The following is an 18,698-nucleotide window of genomic DNA, read 5'->3' as shown; positions in this document are numbered from 1 at the left end:
CAGGGTAGGATTCAAGGTGTGAAGCTTGGAAGGAGGGAGATCGAATGGCGGAAAAACCAAGCCGTCCGCTGGCGGAAGGTGAAATGTCGGTCGATCAGGTAAAAGAACAATTGCTCGAAACGGGCAAAAAACGTGGAACGTTAACGTATGCAGAAATAACAGAAAAACTCTCCAGTTACGACCAGGATTCTGAGCAAATGGATGAGTTTTTTGAATACCTTGGTGAACAAGGCGTTGATATTATCAACGAGGGAGAAGAAGTTCCAAGCATGGAACAGGTGGAAAAAGAAGACACCCTCGACTTGAATGATTTAAGCGTCCCTCCAGGCATTAAAATTAACGATCCAGTCCGGATGTATTTAAAAGAAATCGGCCGTGTGCCGCTTCTTTCTGCGGAAGAAGAAATTAATCTTGCCACTAAAATTGAAGAAGGCGACGAAGAAGCAAAACGCCGTCTCGCAGAGGCCAACCTTCGTCTGGTTGTTTCGATCGCAAAACGTTACGTCGGACGCGGCATGCTTTTCCTCGACTTAATTCAGGAAGGCAATATGGGTCTGATCAAAGCGGTGGAAAAGTTTGATCACAGCAAAGGGTTCAAGTTCAGTACGTACGCTACGTGGTGGATCCGCCAGGCAATCACCCGTGCTATTGCCGACCAGGCGAGAACGATCCGTATTCCGGTGCACATGGTGGAGACGATCAACAAGCTGATCCGCGTGCAGCGTCAGCTGCTGCAGGACCTTGGCCGTGAGCCGCTTCCGGAAGAAGTTGCCAAAGAAATGGATCTGACTCCGGATAAAGTAAGGGAGATTCTTAAAATCGCCCAGGAGCCGGTGTCGCTGGAAACTCCTATCGGTGAAGAAGATGACTCTCATCTTGGTGACTTTATTGAAGACCAGGAAGCGATGGCACCGTCGGATGCAGCTGCTTATGAACTGCTGAAAGAGCAGCTCGAAGATGTGCTTGATACGCTTACGGACCGCGAAGAAAACGTTCTCCGTCTCCGGTTTGGCCTTGATGACGGACGCACCCGCACCCTCGAAGAAGTGGGTAAAGTGTTTGGCGTCACAAGAGAGCGTATCCGTCAGATTGAAGCCAAAGCGTTAAGAAAGCTTCGTCACCCGAGCCGCAGCAAACGATTAAAAGATTTCATGGACTAATGAATTCATCATAGATACAAGGGGACGCATGCTTTAAATAAGCAGGTGTCCCCTTTTTTATTTTACATAGAAGAGAGAGGAAAACATGAAAAAAGCTGTATTGCCGGACAGACTGGCAGTTATCGTGGAACAAATTGACCAGGGAGCGGTGGTCGCAGATATTGGCACGGATCACGGGCTGGTTCCGGTCGAAGCAGTGGTGCACCGGAAGGCGGAGCATGCAGTAGCAGCTGATGTGAATGCAGGTCCGCTTCAGGCTGCATCAGACTACATTGCCTCCTGTGGATTAACAGATAAAATTGATACCCGCCTCGGGAGTGGACTCACTGTCCTGAGAGAAACTGATCGTATTGATACAGTAGTTATCGCGGGAATGGGCGGCACGCTGATCAAAGAGATTTTAGAGGAGGGAAAGACACATCTCCGCCCGGTGCAGAAGCTGATCCTGCAGCCTAACATCTCCGCGGGCCGAATTCGCCAGTGGCTGTTTGACAATGGCTGGAAGCTTACCGATGAGCGAATCCTGAAGGAGGACCGCCATGTGTATGAAGTACTGACGGCAGTGCCGGGGGAAGCGGAAGCGCCGTACCGGGAAAACCAGGAGCCGTTTGAAAAACAGCTGTTGTTCGGTCCGTATTTGCTCAAGGAGCGGAACAATGCTTTTAAGGATAAATGGATGAGGGAAAAAGATAACTGGCAGCAGATTTTACAACAGCTGGCAAACGCCGTTCCGACAGAACAGACAACGGCAAAGAAGCAAAAATTAAACCAATACATTGCATGGGCTGAGGAGGTTATTACATGAATACTGTACGTGACGTTATCCGGGTATTTGAAGAATGGGCACCGCCATCGCTTGCTGTGGAAGGCGACCGGGTGGGCCTGATGATCGGGGACTGGAACCAACCGGTCACAAAGGTGCTTACCACCCTTGATGTATCCGAAGAGGTGGTGGATGAAGCTGTCAAAACAGGGGCGGAGTTAATCATTGCCCACCACCCGCTGCTGTTTCGTCCAATAACGTCGCTCGATGTGGCACATGGACAGGGGCCGGTAATTGAAAAGTGCATTAAGCATGATTTAACCGTCTATGCCGCGCACACAAACCTCGATATTGCTCCCGGGGGTGTGAATGACATGATGGCAGAGGCGCTCGGTTTAACGAACACGGAGGTACTGGCTGCGACAGGTGAAGACGAGCTGTATAAGCTAGTGGCCTTTGTACCGGAGTCCCACGCTGAAGAAGTAAGAAAGGCAGTGGGGGATGCGGGGGCCGGCTATATCGGCGGATACAGTCATTGCACATTTTCTGCTTCGGGTACTGGCACGTTTATCCCCGGCGATGACACAAATCCTTTTTTAGGCGAGCAGGGAAAGATGGAGTTCGCGGACGAAAAGCGGATGGAAACGATTGTACCGGCCTCTCTCCGGCAAACTGTAGAAGCCGCTTTGACCGCTGCTCATCCGTATGAAGAACCGGCTTATGATGTGTATCCGCTCGCTATTCCTGGTGAGCCTTACGGGCTTGGGAGAGTGGGAGAGCTCCCGGAGGAAATGACGCTTGAAGCGTTTGTGGAGCAGGTGAAAAAAAGCTATGACGTACCGTTTGTCCGTGTGGTGGATGGAAAAACCGAGCGGGTTAAACGCGTGGCCCTGCTCGGGGGCGACGGCAATAAATACTGGAAGCAGGCACTTTCCAGGCAGGCGGATGTGTACATTACCGGCGATATTTATTTCCATACAGCCCAGGACGCGGCGATGGATGGCCTTACGATGATAGATCCCGGTCATCACGTGGAAAAAATTATGAAAAAAGGCGTGCAGAAGGAAATGCAGCACCGCAGCCAGGGCCGGCTGCAGGTGGAATGGCTGGCTTCTGCTTTGTCTACCGAACCGTTTCGGCTGGCATAATAGAAAAAATCCCTCCGCGGTCAAGCGGAGGGATTTGTTTATGATTTTGCTTTGATTTTTGGGAGGATTTTTGATTTATCGATATGAGATTCGGTATCCCATGTGGATGAATCGTTTGGATCGTACTGGTCGATAAACAGGATGACTTCCTTTGTGATTAACGTTGGTGTGGAAGCACCTGCTGTCACACCTACAGAGTTGACATTTTCAAGCCAGCTTAAATCCAGCTCGGTTAAGTTGCTGATCCGGTAAGCTGTTGTGCCCGCGACCTGTTCAGACACCTGGGCAAGCCGGTTGGAGTTGTTGCTTTTCGGGTCGCCGACAACGAGAACGAGATCTACATCCTTCGCCTGTTCAGCTACCGCTTCCTGGCGTACCTGGGTGGCGTTGCAGATTTCATTATGGATTTCTGCATGCGGATAAATTTCTCTCGCCCGGTCCATAATGTCGGAAACGTCCCACTGGCTCATGGTCGTCTGGTTAGTCATGATAATCCGTTCCGACTTAATGTTTAAGCTTTCAAGATCGTCGAGCGTTTCCACTAAATGCACAATGTCCGGAGCGACACCGACAGCGCCTTCCGGCTCCGGGTGTCCCTTCTTGCCGACATAGATAAATTCATAGCCCTGGTCCCGTTTTTCCCGTATTAAGTCGTGCGTGACGGTAACATCGGGGCAGGTGGCGTCAATGGTGGTCAGTCCTTTTTCTTCAGCAAGTTGACGTACTTCCGGAGAAACGCCGTGAGCTGTATATACGACTGTCCCTTTATCTACCTGCCGGAGTATTTCAAGCCGGTTGGGCCCGTCGAGGGAAATGACACCTTCTTCTTCAAATGCGTCAGTCACGTGCTTATTGTGTACGATCATGCCTAAAATATAGATTGGACGCGGAAGCTCCTGGTTACCGGCGGCTTTTTTCGCCATTACCATCGCATCGACAACGCCGTAGCAGTATCCACGTGGTGAAATTTTTGTTACTTCCATAAAGGCCTCCTGTTTCATAATTTGAACCGTGAGGTCTTGCGTGTACGCGCTGACTTTACGTATGCAGTCATGTAAAACGATTCTGGATTCATTATACTACCTAAGTGTCTGGTTGAAAAGAAAGGACGGCTGAAGGGATGTATTCCTTTAATATTTTGTGAATAGAAGCAGAGGAGAAGCTATGGTTTCTATTTTAACTATGATAAAATATGGAGATGCAAAAAATGCGTAAATGAAAAGAGAGTTAGGTGAACAGCGTGGAAAACCGCTTTAAACAATACAATATTCCGGCATATGCCCTCAGGCTGCTGGATAAAAAACGAATTCAAAAACCAACGGATATTCAGGAACGGCTGATGCCCGCCGCGATTAATGGCAAGGATGTTATCGGCCAGTCTCAGACCGGATCAGGGAAAACACTTGCGTATCTGCTGCCAATTCTGAGCAGAATCGACACCTCCAAAGCGGAAGTGCAGGCAGTCATTACAGCGCCTACCCGGGAGCTCGCCGGCCAGATTTTCGGTGTTCTGAAGGAAATTACGGATGAAGATGAAACCTCTTCGGTACGTGCCAAGCAGGTATCCGGGGGAACGGACCGCTCCAGAGTGATGGAGCAGCTCCGTAACCCACCGCACATTATTGTAGCCACGCCAGGGCGGCTGAAGGACATGGTCGGAGAAAATGTTATCAATGTACACACGGTCAGCATGCTTGTCATTGACGAAGCAGACCAGATGCTTGATATGGGCTTCCTGGAAGAAATTGATCCGGTGGCCGGAAAAATGGCAGATAACCTGCAGATGATGGTATTTTCGGCAACAGTACCGGAAAGCCTGCAGCCGTTTCTGCGCAAATATATGAACAATCCCAAGCATGTGCACGTAAAGCCGGAGCATGCGACGCCAAAAGAAATGACGCATTACGGCATCGCGCTCAGACACCGCAGCCGTCTTGAGGTGACAATGGAGCTTGTGGACCGGCTGCAGCCATTTCTAGCTATCATATTTGCAAGTACGAAAGAGGAAGCGGACGAACTGGCCGGAGAAATGTTCAAAAAACAATATCCGGTAGAAGTGCTGCACGGCGGTCTGCCTTCGCGGCAGCGTAAACAGGTTATGAAACGGATTCAAAATCTTGAGGTTCAGTATCTGGTAGCTACCGACCTTGCTGCCCGCGGTATGGATATTCCGGGTATTTCCCACATTATTAACTACAGCCTGCCGGAGGAACTGGAATACTTTATTCACCGGACGGGCCGTGCCGGGAGAGCCGGACTGACAGGAGAGTCATACACTCTGATGGGAGAAGACGACCGGAAAGCCGTTCTTTCTCTTCAAAAGCAGGGTATCCGCTTTACGTTCATGGACTTTCGCAAAGGAACATGGACCGAGCTCTCCAAGCCGCTGTTTGCCTCCAAGCAGACAAAACGGAAGCCTGCGCCTGCTCCTGACGCTATGCCGGTGAAAAAACCGAAAAAAGTGAAGCCGGGCTATAAGAAGAAAGCGATGGCAGACCAGACGGCGTCCCGCCGCCGCAAACGAAAATAACAACTGAGGTGATGACTGTGCTTTTAGGCTCGCATGTATCGATGAACGGGAAAAAAATGCTTCTTGGTTCAAGTGAAGAAGCGGCTTCGTACGGAGCGACAGCGATGATGATTTATACAGGAGCGCCACAGAACACCCGGCGCAAACCTATCGAAGAATTAAATATCGAAGACGGGCACGCCCACATGAAAGAAAACGGCATTGAAGAGGTAGTGGTTCATGCGCCTTATATTATCAATATCGGCAATACGACCAAGCCGGAAACATTTCAGCTTGGTGTGGATTTTCTGCGCAATGAAATCAGCAGATCCGAGTCGCTCGGGGCAAAGCAGATTGTTCTTCACCCGGGGGCGCACGTCGGGGCCGGCACAGAAGCAGGCATTAAAAAAATTATCGAGGGCTTAAATGAGGTTATTTATCCGGATCAGAAGGTGCAGATCGCGCTTGAAACAATGGCGGGTAAAGGCTCGGAGTGCGGAATAAGCTTTGAAGAGCTTTCGGAGATTATCAGTGGAGTAACTCACAACGATAAGCTGAGTGTCTGCTTTGATACGTGCCACACGCATGATGCAGGCTACGATATCGTAGGGGATCTGGACGGCGTGCTGGAGTCGTTCGACCATTATGTCGGCCTCGACCGGCTGAAGGTGCTTCATATTAATGACAGTAAAAACGAACGCGGGGCAGGCAAAGACCGCCACGAAAATATTGGTTACGGCTATATCGGCTACAGTACGTTAGCAGAAATTGTGCATCACGAGGCGTTTGCTTCTGTGCCGAAAATACTGGAAACACCTTATGTCGGCACAGACAAGAAAAACAAAAAACCACCGTATAAGCACGAAATTGCGATGCTCAGACAAAAAGAATGGAAGCCGGACTGGCGGGATGAATTAATGCCGGCAGAGGTGTAAATGTCTTCTGCATGAATGCGCGTCACGCATTCATGCTCTTTTATTTCTGGAAGCCCAGGAAAAGGAACCAGAAACAAGGACAGCAAAAAGCACGCCCCGCATGAATGCTTGCGGAAGGCGTGCTTGTTTTATTCGTTGTTCATATCAAGAAATCTCGATGCCCACTCAAACAATACCAGCTGGCTGTTAACGGCGGGCTCTCCGGGCGCAGGCTCAACGTAATGATAATAACCGCTGCTGTCCTGCTCCCTTGCCTTCACATTATCCTGCAGGATCAGCTCCAAAATGGCATTGAGCCGCTTTTTTAAAATAGGTTCGTAGACAGGAAACATGATTTCGATTCGTTTTTCCATGTTTCTGGTCATCCAGTCAGCCGAGGACAAATAATAGTCGTCACGGGCGCTGTTGGCAAAATAAAAAATACGGGTATGCTCAAGGAAACGGCCGACGATGCTGCGGACGGTGATGCTTTCGCTCACTCCTGGGATGCCTGGCTTCAGGCAGCAGATACCACGAACAATAAGTTCAATGCGGACACCGGCCCGGGAAGCTTCATACAGTTTAATAATGAGTTCTTTATCTGTTAAAGAATTCATTTTGGCGATAATATGCCCGCTTCCGTCCTGGCGATGGCAGTCAATTTCCCGCTGGATTAAATGAATCAGCTCCTCGCGTATTCCTTCCGGAGAAGTGCTGATTTCATTCCAGTACGGCTGCTGGGAAAAGCCGCTTAAATGATTAAAAAAGTTAGTGGCGTCCTCACCGAAGGAGGGACGGGTCGTAATCATGCCCATATCGGTGTACACTTTAGCGGTGGAATCGTTGTAGTTGCCGGTGCCAAGATGCACATACCTCTTGATGCCATCTGCTGTCTTCTTGACGATCAGCACAATTTTACTGTGGGTTTTTAATGATGTAATCCCGTAAATGACGTGAACGCCGGATTTCTCAAGGGTTTTCGCCCATTGGATATTATTTTCTTCATCAAAGCGTGCCTTCAGCTCGACGAGGACCGTCACCTGTTTCCCCTGTTCCGCCGCTCTTGCCAGTGCGGCAATAATAGGGGAGTCCCCACTGACCCGGTAGAGAGTCTGCTTAATCGCTAAAACGTCCGGATCGTCGGCCGCTGTGGAAATAAAGTCGATAACGGGCTGGAACGATTCATAAGGATGGTGAAGTAAAATGTCCCGGTCATCGGAAGCATTAAACACATCGGACTCAGTAATCAAATCCTCCGGCGGCTGGGGAATAAGCGTCTCATACACAAGATGCTCCCATTCCGGGGCAAGCTCCTCACAGAGCGGAAATAAGAAAGTTAAATCGATCGGCCCCTTCAGTGTATAAACGTCGTCTGGGTGAATCTCGAGGGCTTCGAGCAGAAACTCAAGAATATAGTCATCCATCATGCCGTGCTGGCATTCCAAACGAACAGCGGCGCCCCATTTGCGTTTTTTTAATTCCTTTTCAATCTCGCGGAGGAGATCGCGGGCACCCTCCTCATGAATGGTTAAATCCGCGTTGCGGGTGATCCGGAACGGAGAAGCACTTAAGACAGTAAACCCCTTGAAGAGCATATGGATAAATTCTGCCAGTACCTGTTCAAGCAAAATGTACTCCCGGCTGCCGTCGGATGACGGAAGCACAAGGAAGCGGGGGAGCACCCCGGGTACCTGGACAATGGCAATGCTCTCTTTTTCATCACCGGCTTCTTTCTGGAGCCGGACGGCCAGGTTCAGGGACTTGTTTAAAAGCATGGGAAACGGGCGGTAGGCATCCACAGCCATCGGTGTGAGAACCGGCATAATACTCGCCATGAAATACTCCTGGATATATTGATACTGGCCGCTGTCTAATTCAAGCGTCGAAAGAAAGCGGATGTTTTCCGAGGCTAACAGCGGAACAGCCGTTTCCGTAAAAAAATGATCCTGCAGCCGCACGAGCTCCGAATTTTTTTCGGTGATGGCCGAGAGCTGCTGCTTCGGCGTGAGCCCGGCTTTGTTTTCAGGTTTATTGAACCCTGCTTTTACCTGATCTTTTAACCCTGCGACCCGGACCATGAAAAATTCATCCAGGTTGGAGCTGAAAATGCCTAAAAAACGCAGGCGTTCAAGGAGCGGATTGGTCTCGTCGAGGGCTTCTTCGAGCACCCGCTCATTAAACGCAAGCCAGCTGATCTCACGGTTGTTATAATATGCCGGATTTTCAAGGTCAATATGTGTCTGAGTCGTTTCGGTCATTGTAGAATCCGCCTTTCTTTACACCCTGGTCACTCCTGGGCCAATTGTATCAACGAAATGTTAAGCGCATGTAAAGATTCACGAAAAAAGCATTGTTCAGCTGGAAAAAGCAGAAACCGGCGACTGTTCGTGGAAGTGAAGCACAATCTCGCGGTTGATCATTTTTTCCAGGTGTTTTTTATACTTATCTGCTTTGGCTTCTTCAAAAGTGGAATGCATCCCCTCGCGGCAGTATATATGGAAATGAAGCTCTTTGCCTTCTTTTTCAATGCCAAGCCCCGAAACGATATTGCGGCGCGTGCGGTTAAGCGAATAAGAGAATTTTAAAATGCTGCCAAGGAATTCCAGCCGTTTCAGGCTGTTTTTCTGCATATACGGCCGGAACGGTTTCGCAAACTGTTTAAACATCGATTTAGATTTGAAGGAAGACACAAGTGACATGGCGATCCGCTCTTCATGCGTAATGCCATCGATGGAACGGTTGGTTAAAATATAGAAGGTGTGCTGGCTGCTTGCCTCCGAGCTGATGTACTCCCCGATATAAAGAACCTGGGCTGCGCGGTTCAGAAGGCGGTGGTTGTCTTCATGCAGATAGGATTTTGGAATATACGGCTCCAAGCTGTTGTACATGGAAGAAGCAATGTTTCCGACTTCATCCACATAGTCCGGGTTAATCTCGAATTCCCGGTTCAGCTGATAAAAGCTTTCCTCGATCACGTCCGGAAAATGGGGATATATTTTATCCCGGAGCAGTTCTTCAAACAACAGTCCGTCGCGGAGGCCCTTGTTGCTGATTAAATAGTAGGAGGCATCGATATGCTTATAAAGCTGGGAAATAATCCGCACCGCCGGAATAATGACGTCCGCCCGGTCTTTGGAAAGCCCTTCGATGTTTTCGCGTTCTGATAAGCTTGATTTTTCAAGAAGCTCCATTGTTTCAGCGATATCGTCACCGCTCATGGAATACTGATGCAGGCCGGCCAGGGGATAATTGATGGAAGCCTGGTGCACCAGCACCATGTTCCGGGAACTGCCGCCGATACCGACGACCGGAAGATTTTCCCCTTCTTCTCGCAGCCAGGACACTTTTTGAAATTGTTTTTCGATCCATTTATTCATCTGCTTCAGGTTGCTCGAAGTGATTTTGTCATCGTTTGGAAGAAACTTCTGCTTTAATGTCAGAGCGCCGAAGGGGAAGCTGTGGGTGCGCACGAGTTCCCTGTTTTTAAACATGGTTACCTCTGTACTGCCGCCCCCGATATCAATGGTAATTCCCTCCGGAAGGCTGGTGGAATTCACTACGGCAAGATACCCATAGGAGGCTTCTTCTTCCCCGGAAAGAACGCGGATGGGAAAATCGATGCGTTCTTCAATATACTGCAAAACCTCTTCGCGGTTGGAGGCGCCCCGCACAGCTGCGGTGGCTACAGCATGAATAGTCTGAACGTCGTGAAAACGGAGAACTTCTTCAAACTGCTGCAGAGTATGCAGCAAAATATCTCTCCCCTCTTCGGTGAGTGCGTTCTGGTCGTCGATATGGTTGCTCAGACGGGCGACGATTTTTAAGTTATGAAGCTCGCGGTACCCGCGCTTTTCGTCCACTTCATTAATTACCAGGCGGATCGAGTTGGAACCTATATCAATAACGGCGACTTTTTCTTTCGCTTGAAACATTCTCATCATTCCTTAGAAATGGATTTGATTTCGTTTAACTGCTTTACTACTAACTATCATACAAAGAATAACCATGAATTGTATACACGATTAAGCAAAGAAGATTTACAGAAGCAAAAAGGTTTTGTATACTTTTCCTATCAATAAATCGTAACGATTCTTAATTGTTTTTGGAAAGAAGGAGGCTTCTCGGTGGAAGATTCAACAAATACGCTGCTTGAAGTGAATCATCTTTCGTTTCGCTACGAGTCAGAGCTCGTGCTGGACGATATCAATATGAATATAAATCGCGGAGATTTCGTAGGTCTGGTCGGGCCGAACGGCTCGGGAAAATCTACGCTCGTCCGGATTCTTTTAGGGCTGCACAAGCATTACAGAGGAGAAGTACGATGGTTTGGAACGCCCGTACGCCAATTTCATCAATGGCCGAAGATCGGCTATGTTTCTCAAAAAGCGAATCGTTTTAATGCCGGCTTCCCGGTGACCGTGTATGAAGTCGTAGCTATGGGACTTTACGGTAAAAAGGGGCTGCTCCGTTTTTTGAATCGTAAAGACAAGCAGCGTATTCACGAAGCGCTCGAGCAGGTGGATATGCTCGGCTATAAAAAGAAGAATATGGGCCGGCTTTCCGGGGGGCAGCAGCAGCGGGTGTTTATTGCACGTGCCCTTGTGAGCGACCCGGAGGTGCTGATTTTGGACGAACCGACCGTCGGGGTGGATGCTGCATCCGCTCAGGCATTTTATGAACGGCTGAGCCACTGGAACAGAGAGAAGGGTATTACTCTTATCCTTGTTACCCATGATGTAGGAGCGATGACCAAATACGTGACAAAAGTAGCCTGCCTGAACCAGCAGCTTCATTTTCACGGAACGACACGGGAGTTTGAAGAAAGTGATCTTGCCGGCGCTTACGGACACGAGGTGCATATTATCCACCATGAGCACGATCACCATGCAGGAGGAGCCTGATGATTTTTCTGGAATTTGACTTTTTAAGATATGCGCTCATCATCGGTCTCATGATCGGCGCGGTTGCTCCGGCTGCAGGTGTGTTCGTAGTAGTCAGAAAAACGCCGATGATCGCCGATGCGATGTCGCATACAGCGCTGACCGGCATCGCCTTTCATCTTTGGCTCGCTTCATTCTGGGTATGGCTCAGCGAATGGAACCCGCTTTATACCGGTATTTTATTTACGTTCATCGTATCGTTTGTGATTGAGTATCTGCGTCGGCGGTTTCAAACGTTTCAGGAGCTTTCCATACCGGTAGTGATGGCTTCAGCCATTGGGCTCGGAGTCGTTTTTATTTCTCTGGCGGATGGCTTTAATAATGATTTGTTTAACTATTTATTTGGAAGCATTCTTACGGTGAATGCCACAGACGCAGTGGTGATTGGTGCTATTTCTGCCGTATCACTCCTGTTGTTTCTGCTGTTTTATAAAGAATTATTATTCCTGGCTTTCGATGAAGAGCAGGCTGCCGTAAACGGGATCCCGGTGCAGAGAGTGAATTTATTATTTGCCGGTATCGCAGCGGTCATAGTTGCTTCTTCCATATCTATTTTGGGAGTGCTGCTCGTTTCCGCTTTAATTACCCTGCCGGCAGCAGCGGCGCTCCGGGTTGCTTCCACCTTCAAGAGCATGTTTTTATACGCGGTGCTTTTCGGGGAAACAGCCGTTCTGGCCGGCTTTTTTGCTTCATATTATTATGATCTGAGCTCAGGCGGCACAATCGCAGTCATTTCATTTCTTATATGGACATTCGTTGTACTGGCTGAAAAAGCCACTGGGCGAATACGTCAGCGTCCGTGGGAAGAGACGAAATGGACGGACAAAGCAAATCAATAGCACAGAAAAGCAATCCTTGTGTAAAATAAAGAATAGAGAGTGACGGCTATGTTTGATATTAATTTTGTGGAACGAAGCATTATAGCAGCGGTGCTGATCGGCTTGACAGCCCCTTTGATCGGCTCATTTTTAGTCGTGCGCCGGTCCTCGCTGATAGCAGATTCCCTCGCTCACGTTACCCTTGCCGGAGTGACGGCAGGAGTGCTCGCCGGTAATCTGCAGGCTTTTTGGGATATCAATCCGTTATACAGCGGCTTTGTATTTGCATTTGCCGGCTCGTTGATCATTGAACGGGTACGTCACACCTACGGGGGCTTCCAGGAGCTTGCCGCCCCGATTTTAATGGCGGCAGCGGTCGGACTGAGCGCCGTATTTATGTCTATATCCGCTGACGGGGTGACGGAGTGGTACGGCTATCTGTTTGGAAGTGTAGTCTCCGTACAGATGGAAGATCTTTGGTTTATCGGAGTAATGACAATCGCTGCCCTCGGGCTGCTTGCAGCGTTTGGCAGAGAATTGATGTTTCTTTCCTTCGATGAAGAAATGGCAGCTGCTGCTGGAATACCAGTTAAGATGTTCAATGTACTGCTTGCTGTACTGCTTGCGATTGTTATTTCTGCATCGATGCAGGTGGTCGGCGTGCTGCTTGCCGGAGCGCTGATTACGCTGCCGGCAGCGGCCGCAATGCAGTGGGCCTCCGGCTTTAAACGAATGCTTCTGATTGCTGTTATTATCGGAGAAGCCTCTGTGGCGGCCGGTGTGACTGGATCCATATTTTTTGGCATTGCGTCGGGAGGCGGCACTGTAGTGACCGCTGCTTTTATACTTTTTGCCACTTTAGTTCTCAGAGCATGGATCAACTGGAAAAGAAACAGGAGGCTTAAATATGAACGTCACCAAAGCGCTTAATATTATGAAGGATCAGGGATTTAAATATACAGCCAAGCGTGAAGAACTGCTCCAGCTTTTTTCAGATGAAAAACGCTATTTGACAGCGAAGGAAGTACTGCATTCCCTGCAGAAAAATTATCCGGGAATGAGTGTGGATACTGTCTATCGCAACCTCTCCATATTCGAGGAAATGGATATTCTCGAGATGACAGAGCTTGAAGGAGAAATGCATTTTCGTTTTTCCTGTTCAACAACGGCCCATCATCACCACCTTATCTGTCTCGAGTGCGGAAAAACGAGAGAAATTGAGACGTGCCCGATGGACTGGCTGAATGAAAACGTTGACGGCGGCTTTGAAGTGACCGGGCATAAGTTTGAAATTTACGGACTTTGTGCCGAATGCAAAAAAGCGAAACAAAAGGAAGCAGCACCGGCATAACCATAGGTGCTGCAGCAATAACAGGTGAAACAAAAAAGCTCCGCCCTTAATGGGTGGAGCTTTTTGCGTCGAGAGTTTAATTTGTCAGTTCTTTTTCTTTAGCTTCCCGTTCTTTTTCTGCTTCTTTAGCGTAGTGCTCTTCAGCAATTTTATCAACTTCGATCTTTAGCTCTTCCACCATGGTTTCTTCCGGAACCTTCCGGATGATTTCTCCGTGGCGGAATAGAAGACCTTCGCCTTTTGCACCGGCAATACCGATATCGGCTTCTCGTGCTTCGCCGGGGCCGTTAACAGCGCAGCCGAGCACGGCTACTTTAATCGGAGCTTTAATGGTGGAAATATATTCTTCCACGTCATTGGCGATGCTGATCAAATCGATTTCAATACGTCCGCAGGTAGGACATGAGATAAGTGTAGCTGCGTTGGATGCGAGGCCGAATGTTTTCAGCAGTTCGCGTCCGACTTTTACTTCCTCTACCGGATCGGCACTGAGAGAAATACGCAGTGTGCTTCCGATTCCTTTACTTAGAATAGCTCCGAGTCCGGCAGAACTTTTGACTGTGCCTGCGAATTGAGTGCCTGATTCAGTAATCCCCAGGTGAAGTGGGTAGCTGAATGCCTGAGCCGCTTTTTCATAAGCTTCAATAGCCAAGTGGACGTCTGAAGCTTTCATCGAAACGATGATATCGTAAAAGCCGAGCTCTTCAAGGATAGAAATATGGTAGAGAGCACTCTCGACCATTCCGTCTGCAGTTGGGTATCCGTATTTATCAAGGATCCGTTTTTCGAGGGAGCCGGCGTTTACACCGATACGGATTGGAATGCCTTTGGCTTTGGCGGCCTCAACAACCTCTTCCACTTTTTCCCGTTTCCCGATATTGCCCGGATTGATCCGGATTTTATCAGCGCCGCCTTCAATAGCTTTCAAGGCCATATTATAGTCGAAGTGGATATCGACAACGAGCGGAATATTGATGCGCTGTTTAATTTTCGGAATTGCTTCAGCATCCTTCATTTGTGGGCATGCGACGCGGACAATCTGGCATCCGGCCTCTTCAAGGCGGTGAATTTCTGCGACGGTCGCTTCCACATCGTGAGTTTTTGTTGTGGTCATGCTTTGTACTACTACTTCATTACTGCCACCGATCGTCACATTACCTACTTTGACTGCTCGGGTTTCGCTGCGGTGGGTTATTTGGCTCATGTATCCATTCGCCCCTTTATATTGGTGAATTTATTTCGTGCCTCGTCTAGTGCAACAACAATAGTTAATAGTGGTCTATAACACATCGTAATTGTATCAGTGGGTGTGTACTCTTGGCAAGCAGTTGCTTCCAGAGAGCGGAAATCGGAAGTGTAAAAGACGGTATTTTGTAAAATGATGAGAAACTAACGAAAGAATGCGGGTGATGTAACTTTTTCCCCGGGCTTACGACTATAGATGCGACGAATATAAAAATATTGGTCATCAAAGTACGGGATTGGAAATGAAAGGGCATAAGAAGGAGAGTTGAACATAATGAAGTGGTGGCAGCAGACATTAGCAGCCGGGGTAGTTACGTTAGGGGTTCTTGGGGTAAGTCAGCAGGCGTCAGCGGACGCTGCAGCTGGGGATGTAACAGTGACACTCGGCCAGGATCTGTCTTCAGATCAAAGAAGTTCTCTGCTTGAAGAGATGGATGTGACTGAAGGGGAAGTACCGGTTGTAGAGGTCACAAATGAAGAAGAGTACCAGTACCTCGGAGATTATTTAAGCAGCTCTGAAATTGGCTCGCGCGCGTTATCTTCTGCAAGGATTACTGCAGCTGAAGACGGAGAAGGCATCGATATTGAAACGAACAAAATAGATACAGTTACAGAAGGAATGTATGCAAACGCGCTGGCAACAGCGGGTGTGGAGGATGCAGAGGTTTACGTGACAGCTCCGTTTGAGGTATCTGGAACGGCAGCACTGACCGGGATCTTAAAAGCCTACGAACAGCAGAACAATGTCAATATATCCGAGGATCAAAAACAGGTGGCAAACGAAGAGATTGCCAAAACTTCTGAGCTTGGCGAAGATATCGGCAAAGAAGAAGCAACAACACTGATTACACAGATTAAGCAGGAAATAAACAATACGGAGATTAATAATACGGAAGATATCCGGGTCATTGTGCAAAATGTGTCAGGCGATATGAATATTGAACTGAGCGAAGAGCAGACAGATGAGCTCGTTTCCTTATTTGACCGGATGCAGAATTTAAATATCGACTGGTCGCAGATGGAGAGTCAGCTTGATAAAGCTTCGGAAAACATCGACAGCTTTGTAAACAGTGAAGATACGCAGAATTTCCTTTCGCGCATCGTTGCTTTCCTCGAACAAATGCTTGATTCCGTGCAGGGGTGGTTTAACAGCGACTCTGAAGAATCAGCATAATATTAGTAAAAAGAGAAGAGGCCGCGGGGCCTCTTTTTTATGCGAAGAAGACGCTTACAGCTGACAACTGGCAGGAAGAAGAGTTACAATAATTGTGAAACGATTACGGGTGTTTACGCGTATATATGATTACCAAGCTTTTACGAGTCGTATTAGTCAGTGATTACAGAAGTTTATGGAAGGGAGTATATACAATGGAATGGTTAGCGAACCCGAGTGTCGGCTTTATTGTCGTTTTTCTTGGAACGATGTTTTTAATCTCAGAGTTTCTAGTTAAGTCCAAAAGCTTATTTTTTATTCTGGGAACAGCCTTTATGGTCTTATTCTTTTCCTATCATCTTGAAGGGGCAGCCGGTATCTGGGTGCTTGTATTATATGCAGCCGGTCTTGGGCTGATCCTGCTTGACGGGAAGCTTATTGGAGACGGAACTGTCTCTATTGTAGGTCTTTTGCTAATGGGAGTATCGATCGCTGTGCCGACTCCTACTATCATATACGGAGTACTCGTTATTTTCGGCTTTTTGGCCGGAGCCATTTCAGCGATGTTTTTCCTGAAGGTTTTTCCCCGCCGGGATCTATGGTCGAAGCTGATGCTTAAGGACAGTTTGACAAGCGAACAGGGCTATAACTCTATGAATCAGACGTATGAAGGACTGGTCGGCAAAACGGGGACCACCGTTACTCCTTTCCGCCCGACAGGTACGATTGATATTGAGGGAGAGCGTTACAGTGCTACCAGCGGCGATCAGTGGCTGAATGCTGAAGAAGAAATAGAGGTAACATCTGTGGATGGGACGCGCATCCGTGTCAAGCGTCTTGAGACAGCTGTAAAAGAACAGTAATTACCATATTAATGGTTAATCATGAAAAAAGAGGAAGCTGCGGCTTGCTCTTTTTTTTTAAGAAAAAAACAAAAGCTAAATAACTTTGGGAAAAAGTAATATTTCCTTTACAAACCATTCAATTTACTTTAAAAATAGATTGGGTGTGGCAAAAAAGGACAGAATACATAAAGTGATTAAGGGGATGAGGGAGTTTGGATATTCAAACGCTGATATTTACGTTTCTCGGCGGCCTGGGGATTTTCCTGTTCGGGATCAAATACATGGGCGACGGCCTGCAGAAGATCGCGGGCGACAAGCTGAGGGACCTGCTCGATAAATTTACGACCAACCCGTTCATGGGCGTGCTGGTCGGGATTATCGTCACCATCCTGATCCAGACGAGCACCGGCACCACCGTGCTCGTCGTCGGCCTGGTCAGCGCCGGGTTCATGACGCTGCGCCAGGCGATCGGGGTGATCATGGGGGCCAACATCGGGACGACGGCCACCGCCTTTATCATCGGGATCAAAATCGAGGAGTTCGCCCTGCCGATCCTGTTTGCGGGGACGATCCTGATCTTCTTCTTTAAAAACAAAAAAGTCAGCAACATCGGCCAGTCGGTGTTCGGGTTCGGGGCCATCTTTTTCGGCCTGACGCTGATGGGCGACGGGGTCGCCCCGCTCGAAGACCTGCCGGCCTTCCGGGAGCTGACGATCAGCATGAGCGAGAACCCGCTGCTCGGCCTCGCGATCGGGATCATTTTCACGATCGGGCTGCAGAGCTCGTCGGCGACGATCGGGCTGCTGCAGGAGCTCTACAACCAGGGGGCGATGCCGCTCGACGCGGCCCTGCCGGTGCTGTTCGGTGACAACATCGGGACGACCATCACCGCAGTGCTCGCCGCGATCGGGGCGTCGGTGGCGGCCAAGCGGGCGGCGCTCACCCACGTGATCTTCAACCTGATCGGCGCCACGATCATCCTGATCCTGCTCGTGCCATACACGCTGTTTATCGGCAACCTGCAGGAGTGGCTGAACCTGAATCCGCCGATGACGATCGCGTTTGCGCACGGGATTTTCAACGTGTCCAACACCCTGATCCAGCTGCCGTTTGTCGGGGCGCTGGCCTACCTGGTCACGAAGCTCGTGCCGGGCAAAGGGGACGAAATCGAGTACAAAGCCAAGCACCTCGATCCGGCCTTTATCCAGCAGTCCCCGGCGATCGCGCTCGACCAGGCGAAGCTCGAAACCCTGCGGATGGCGGAATATGCAGGTAAAGGCCTCCAGAAGAGCGAAAGTTACCTGGAGACCAAAAATAAAAAGGACGCGGAAAACATCGTCCGGTACGAAGAAGCGATCAACAATCTGGACAAAAATATTACGGATTATTTGATCGGTATTTCCGCCCGCTCTTTGTCTAAGGAAAATTCGCGGAAACACTCAGTTGTGATGGATACTGTCCGCGACATTGAACGTGTCGGCGATCACATGGAAAATGTGATGGAGCTTGTGGACTATCAGCTGACCAATAAAGTGACGCTTTCAGAAGAAGCGTACAAAGACTTAAATGAAATGTTCACGCTGACGATCAGCACATTTAACCGTGCTGTCGAAGCACTTGAAAAAGATGATTATGAGATTGCCCAGCAGGTTGCCAGACAGGAAGAAGATATTGATAAGATGGAGCGGAAGCTGCGTAAAAAACACATCCTGCGTCTGAATGAAGGCAGATGCTCTGGTTCTGCCGGTATCGTGTTTGTCGACATGATCAGTAATTTAGAGCGTATCGGCGACCATTCTGTAAATATTGCCGAAACGGTACTGGATGACCGGGAGGTTTCATAAGAAAAAGA

The 18,698-nt window shown here is 48.8% G+C and carries 16 protein-coding genes; 12 read left to right on the top strand and 4 right to left on the bottom strand.

Features of this window, described 5'->3' with window-relative positions; all coding sequences use genetic code 11:
* The first annotated feature begins 44 nt into the window (after positions 1–44).
* The 3 genes from rpoD to ACTRXG_RS01940 all read left to right on the top strand — a co-directional run bounded on the left by rpoD (position 45) and on the right by ACTRXG_RS01940 (position 3,071).
* Positions 45–1,160: an RNA polymerase sigma factor RpoD gene (gene rpoD, locus ACTRXG_RS01950; protein ID WP_022794962.1), complete on the top strand. Its 1,116-nt coding sequence runs from the start codon at positions 45–47 to the stop codon at positions 1,158–1,160.
* A gap of 85 nt (positions 1,161–1,245) precedes the next feature.
* Positions 1,246–1,965 (top strand): tRNA (adenine(22)-N(1))-methyltransferase, encoded by a 720-nt coding sequence (locus tag ACTRXG_RS01945; RefSeq protein ID WP_474281887.1) that lies wholly within the window; start codon positions 1,246–1,248, stop codon positions 1,963–1,965.
* On the top strand, positions 1,962–3,071 hold the full coding sequence (locus tag ACTRXG_RS01940; RefSeq protein ID WP_474283857.1) for a Nif3-like dinuclear metal center hexameric protein: 1,110 nt from the start codon (positions 1,962–1,964) through the stop codon (positions 3,069–3,071). Before ACTRXG_RS01945 ends, ACTRXG_RS01940 begins: the two co-directional genes overlap by 4 nt.
* A gap of 38 nt (positions 3,072–3,109) precedes the next feature.
* Here the strand turns inward: ACTRXG_RS01940 and ACTRXG_RS01935 are convergent, their stop codons facing one another.
* On the bottom strand, positions 3,110–4,054 hold the full coding sequence (locus tag ACTRXG_RS01935) for a 4-hydroxy-3-methylbut-2-enyl diphosphate reductase (RefSeq protein WP_474261784.1): 945 nt from the start codon (positions 4,052–4,054) through the stop codon (positions 3,110–3,112).
* A 248-nt stretch (positions 4,055–4,302) separates the two neighbouring features.
* On the opposite strand from ACTRXG_RS01935, the gene ACTRXG_RS01930 reads away from it, so the two are divergent.
* Entirely contained in the window at positions 4,303–5,601 is a 1,299-nt protein-coding gene (locus ACTRXG_RS01930; RefSeq protein WP_474283855.1) for a DEAD/DEAH box helicase, read from the top strand.
* 11 nt (positions 5,602–5,612) lie between these two features.
* Complete coding sequence (locus tag ACTRXG_RS01925; RefSeq protein ID WP_474281881.1) at positions 5,613–6,515, top strand: deoxyribonuclease IV; 903 nt, start codon at positions 5,613–5,615, stop codon at positions 6,513–6,515.
* A 128-nt stretch (positions 6,516–6,643) separates the two neighbouring features.
* Here ACTRXG_RS01925 and ACTRXG_RS01920 read toward each other — a convergent pair whose 3' ends face one another.
* Positions 6,644–8,752, bottom strand: coding sequence for an RNA degradosome polyphosphate kinase (locus ACTRXG_RS01920; RefSeq protein ID WP_474281878.1), 2,109 nt, complete (start codon positions 8,750–8,752; stop codon positions 6,644–6,646).
* A 96-nt stretch (positions 8,753–8,848) separates the two neighbouring features.
* Positions 8,849–10,426, bottom strand: coding sequence for an exopolyphosphatase (ppx, locus tag ACTRXG_RS01915; RefSeq protein ID WP_474281876.1), 1,578 nt, complete (start codon positions 10,424–10,426; stop codon positions 8,849–8,851).
* Positions 10,427–10,618: 192 nt separating this feature from the next.
* On the opposite strand from ppx, the gene ACTRXG_RS01910 reads away from it, so the two are divergent.
* From ACTRXG_RS01910 to ACTRXG_RS01895, 4 genes are read left to right on the top strand one after another with little or no spacing between them, the layout of a single operon-like run.
* Complete coding sequence (locus ACTRXG_RS01910; protein WP_474281874.1) at positions 10,619–11,395, top strand: metal ABC transporter ATP-binding protein; 777 nt, start codon at positions 10,619–10,621, stop codon at positions 11,393–11,395.
* Positions 11,395–12,273, top strand: a complete 879-nt coding sequence (locus ACTRXG_RS01905; protein WP_474283852.1) for a metal ABC transporter permease — start codon at positions 11,395–11,397, stop codon at positions 12,271–12,273. Before ACTRXG_RS01910 ends, ACTRXG_RS01905 begins: the two co-directional genes overlap by 1 nt.
* Positions 12,274–12,321: 48 nt before the next feature.
* Complete coding sequence (locus ACTRXG_RS01900; protein ID WP_474281870.1) at positions 12,322–13,182, top strand: metal ABC transporter permease; 861 nt, start codon at positions 12,322–12,324, stop codon at positions 13,180–13,182.
* Entirely contained in the window at positions 13,160–13,603 is a 444-nt protein-coding gene (locus ACTRXG_RS01895) for a Fur family transcriptional regulator (protein ID WP_462868963.1), read from the top strand. The genes ACTRXG_RS01900 and ACTRXG_RS01895 overlap by 23 nt, the downstream gene beginning before the upstream one ends.
* A gap of 76 nt (positions 13,604–13,679) precedes the next feature.
* Here the strand turns inward: ACTRXG_RS01895 and ispG are convergent, their stop codons facing one another.
* Positions 13,680–14,807, bottom strand: a complete 1,128-nt coding sequence (ispG, locus tag ACTRXG_RS01890) for a flavodoxin-dependent (E)-4-hydroxy-3-methylbut-2-enyl-diphosphate synthase (RefSeq protein WP_079476828.1) — start codon at positions 14,805–14,807, stop codon at positions 13,680–13,682.
* A 315-nt stretch (positions 14,808–15,122) separates the two neighbouring features.
* Between ispG and ACTRXG_RS01885 the strand changes: the two genes are divergently transcribed.
* The 3 genes from ACTRXG_RS01885 to ACTRXG_RS01875 all read left to right on the top strand — a co-directional run bounded on the left by ACTRXG_RS01885 (position 15,123) and on the right by ACTRXG_RS01875 (position 18,690).
* Positions 15,123–16,022 (top strand): DUF1002 domain-containing protein, encoded by a 900-nt coding sequence (locus tag ACTRXG_RS01885; RefSeq protein ID WP_474261793.1) that lies wholly within the window; start codon positions 15,123–15,125, stop codon positions 16,020–16,022.
* A 194-nt stretch (positions 16,023–16,216) separates the two neighbouring features.
* The gene (locus ACTRXG_RS01880) at positions 16,217–16,864 is read left to right on the top strand and encodes an NfeD family protein (RefSeq protein WP_474281868.1); all 648 of its coding nucleotides are present in this window, start codon (positions 16,217–16,219) and stop codon (positions 16,862–16,864) included.
* A 194-nt stretch (positions 16,865–17,058) separates the two neighbouring features.
* Positions 17,059–18,690 carry a Na/Pi cotransporter family protein gene (locus ACTRXG_RS01875; protein WP_474261796.1) on the top strand — a complete coding sequence of 544 codons (1,632 nt, stop codon included), beginning with the start codon at positions 17,059–17,061 and terminating at the stop codon, positions 18,688–18,690.
* Positions 18,691–18,698 lie beyond the last annotated feature (8 nt).

The sequence above is a fragment of the Marinococcus sp. LNSP9103-4 genome (genome assembly GCF_056034345.1).
The sequence above is the reverse complement of the archived record's forward strand: the minus strand, read 5'-3'. Positions and strand labels throughout refer to the sequence as shown.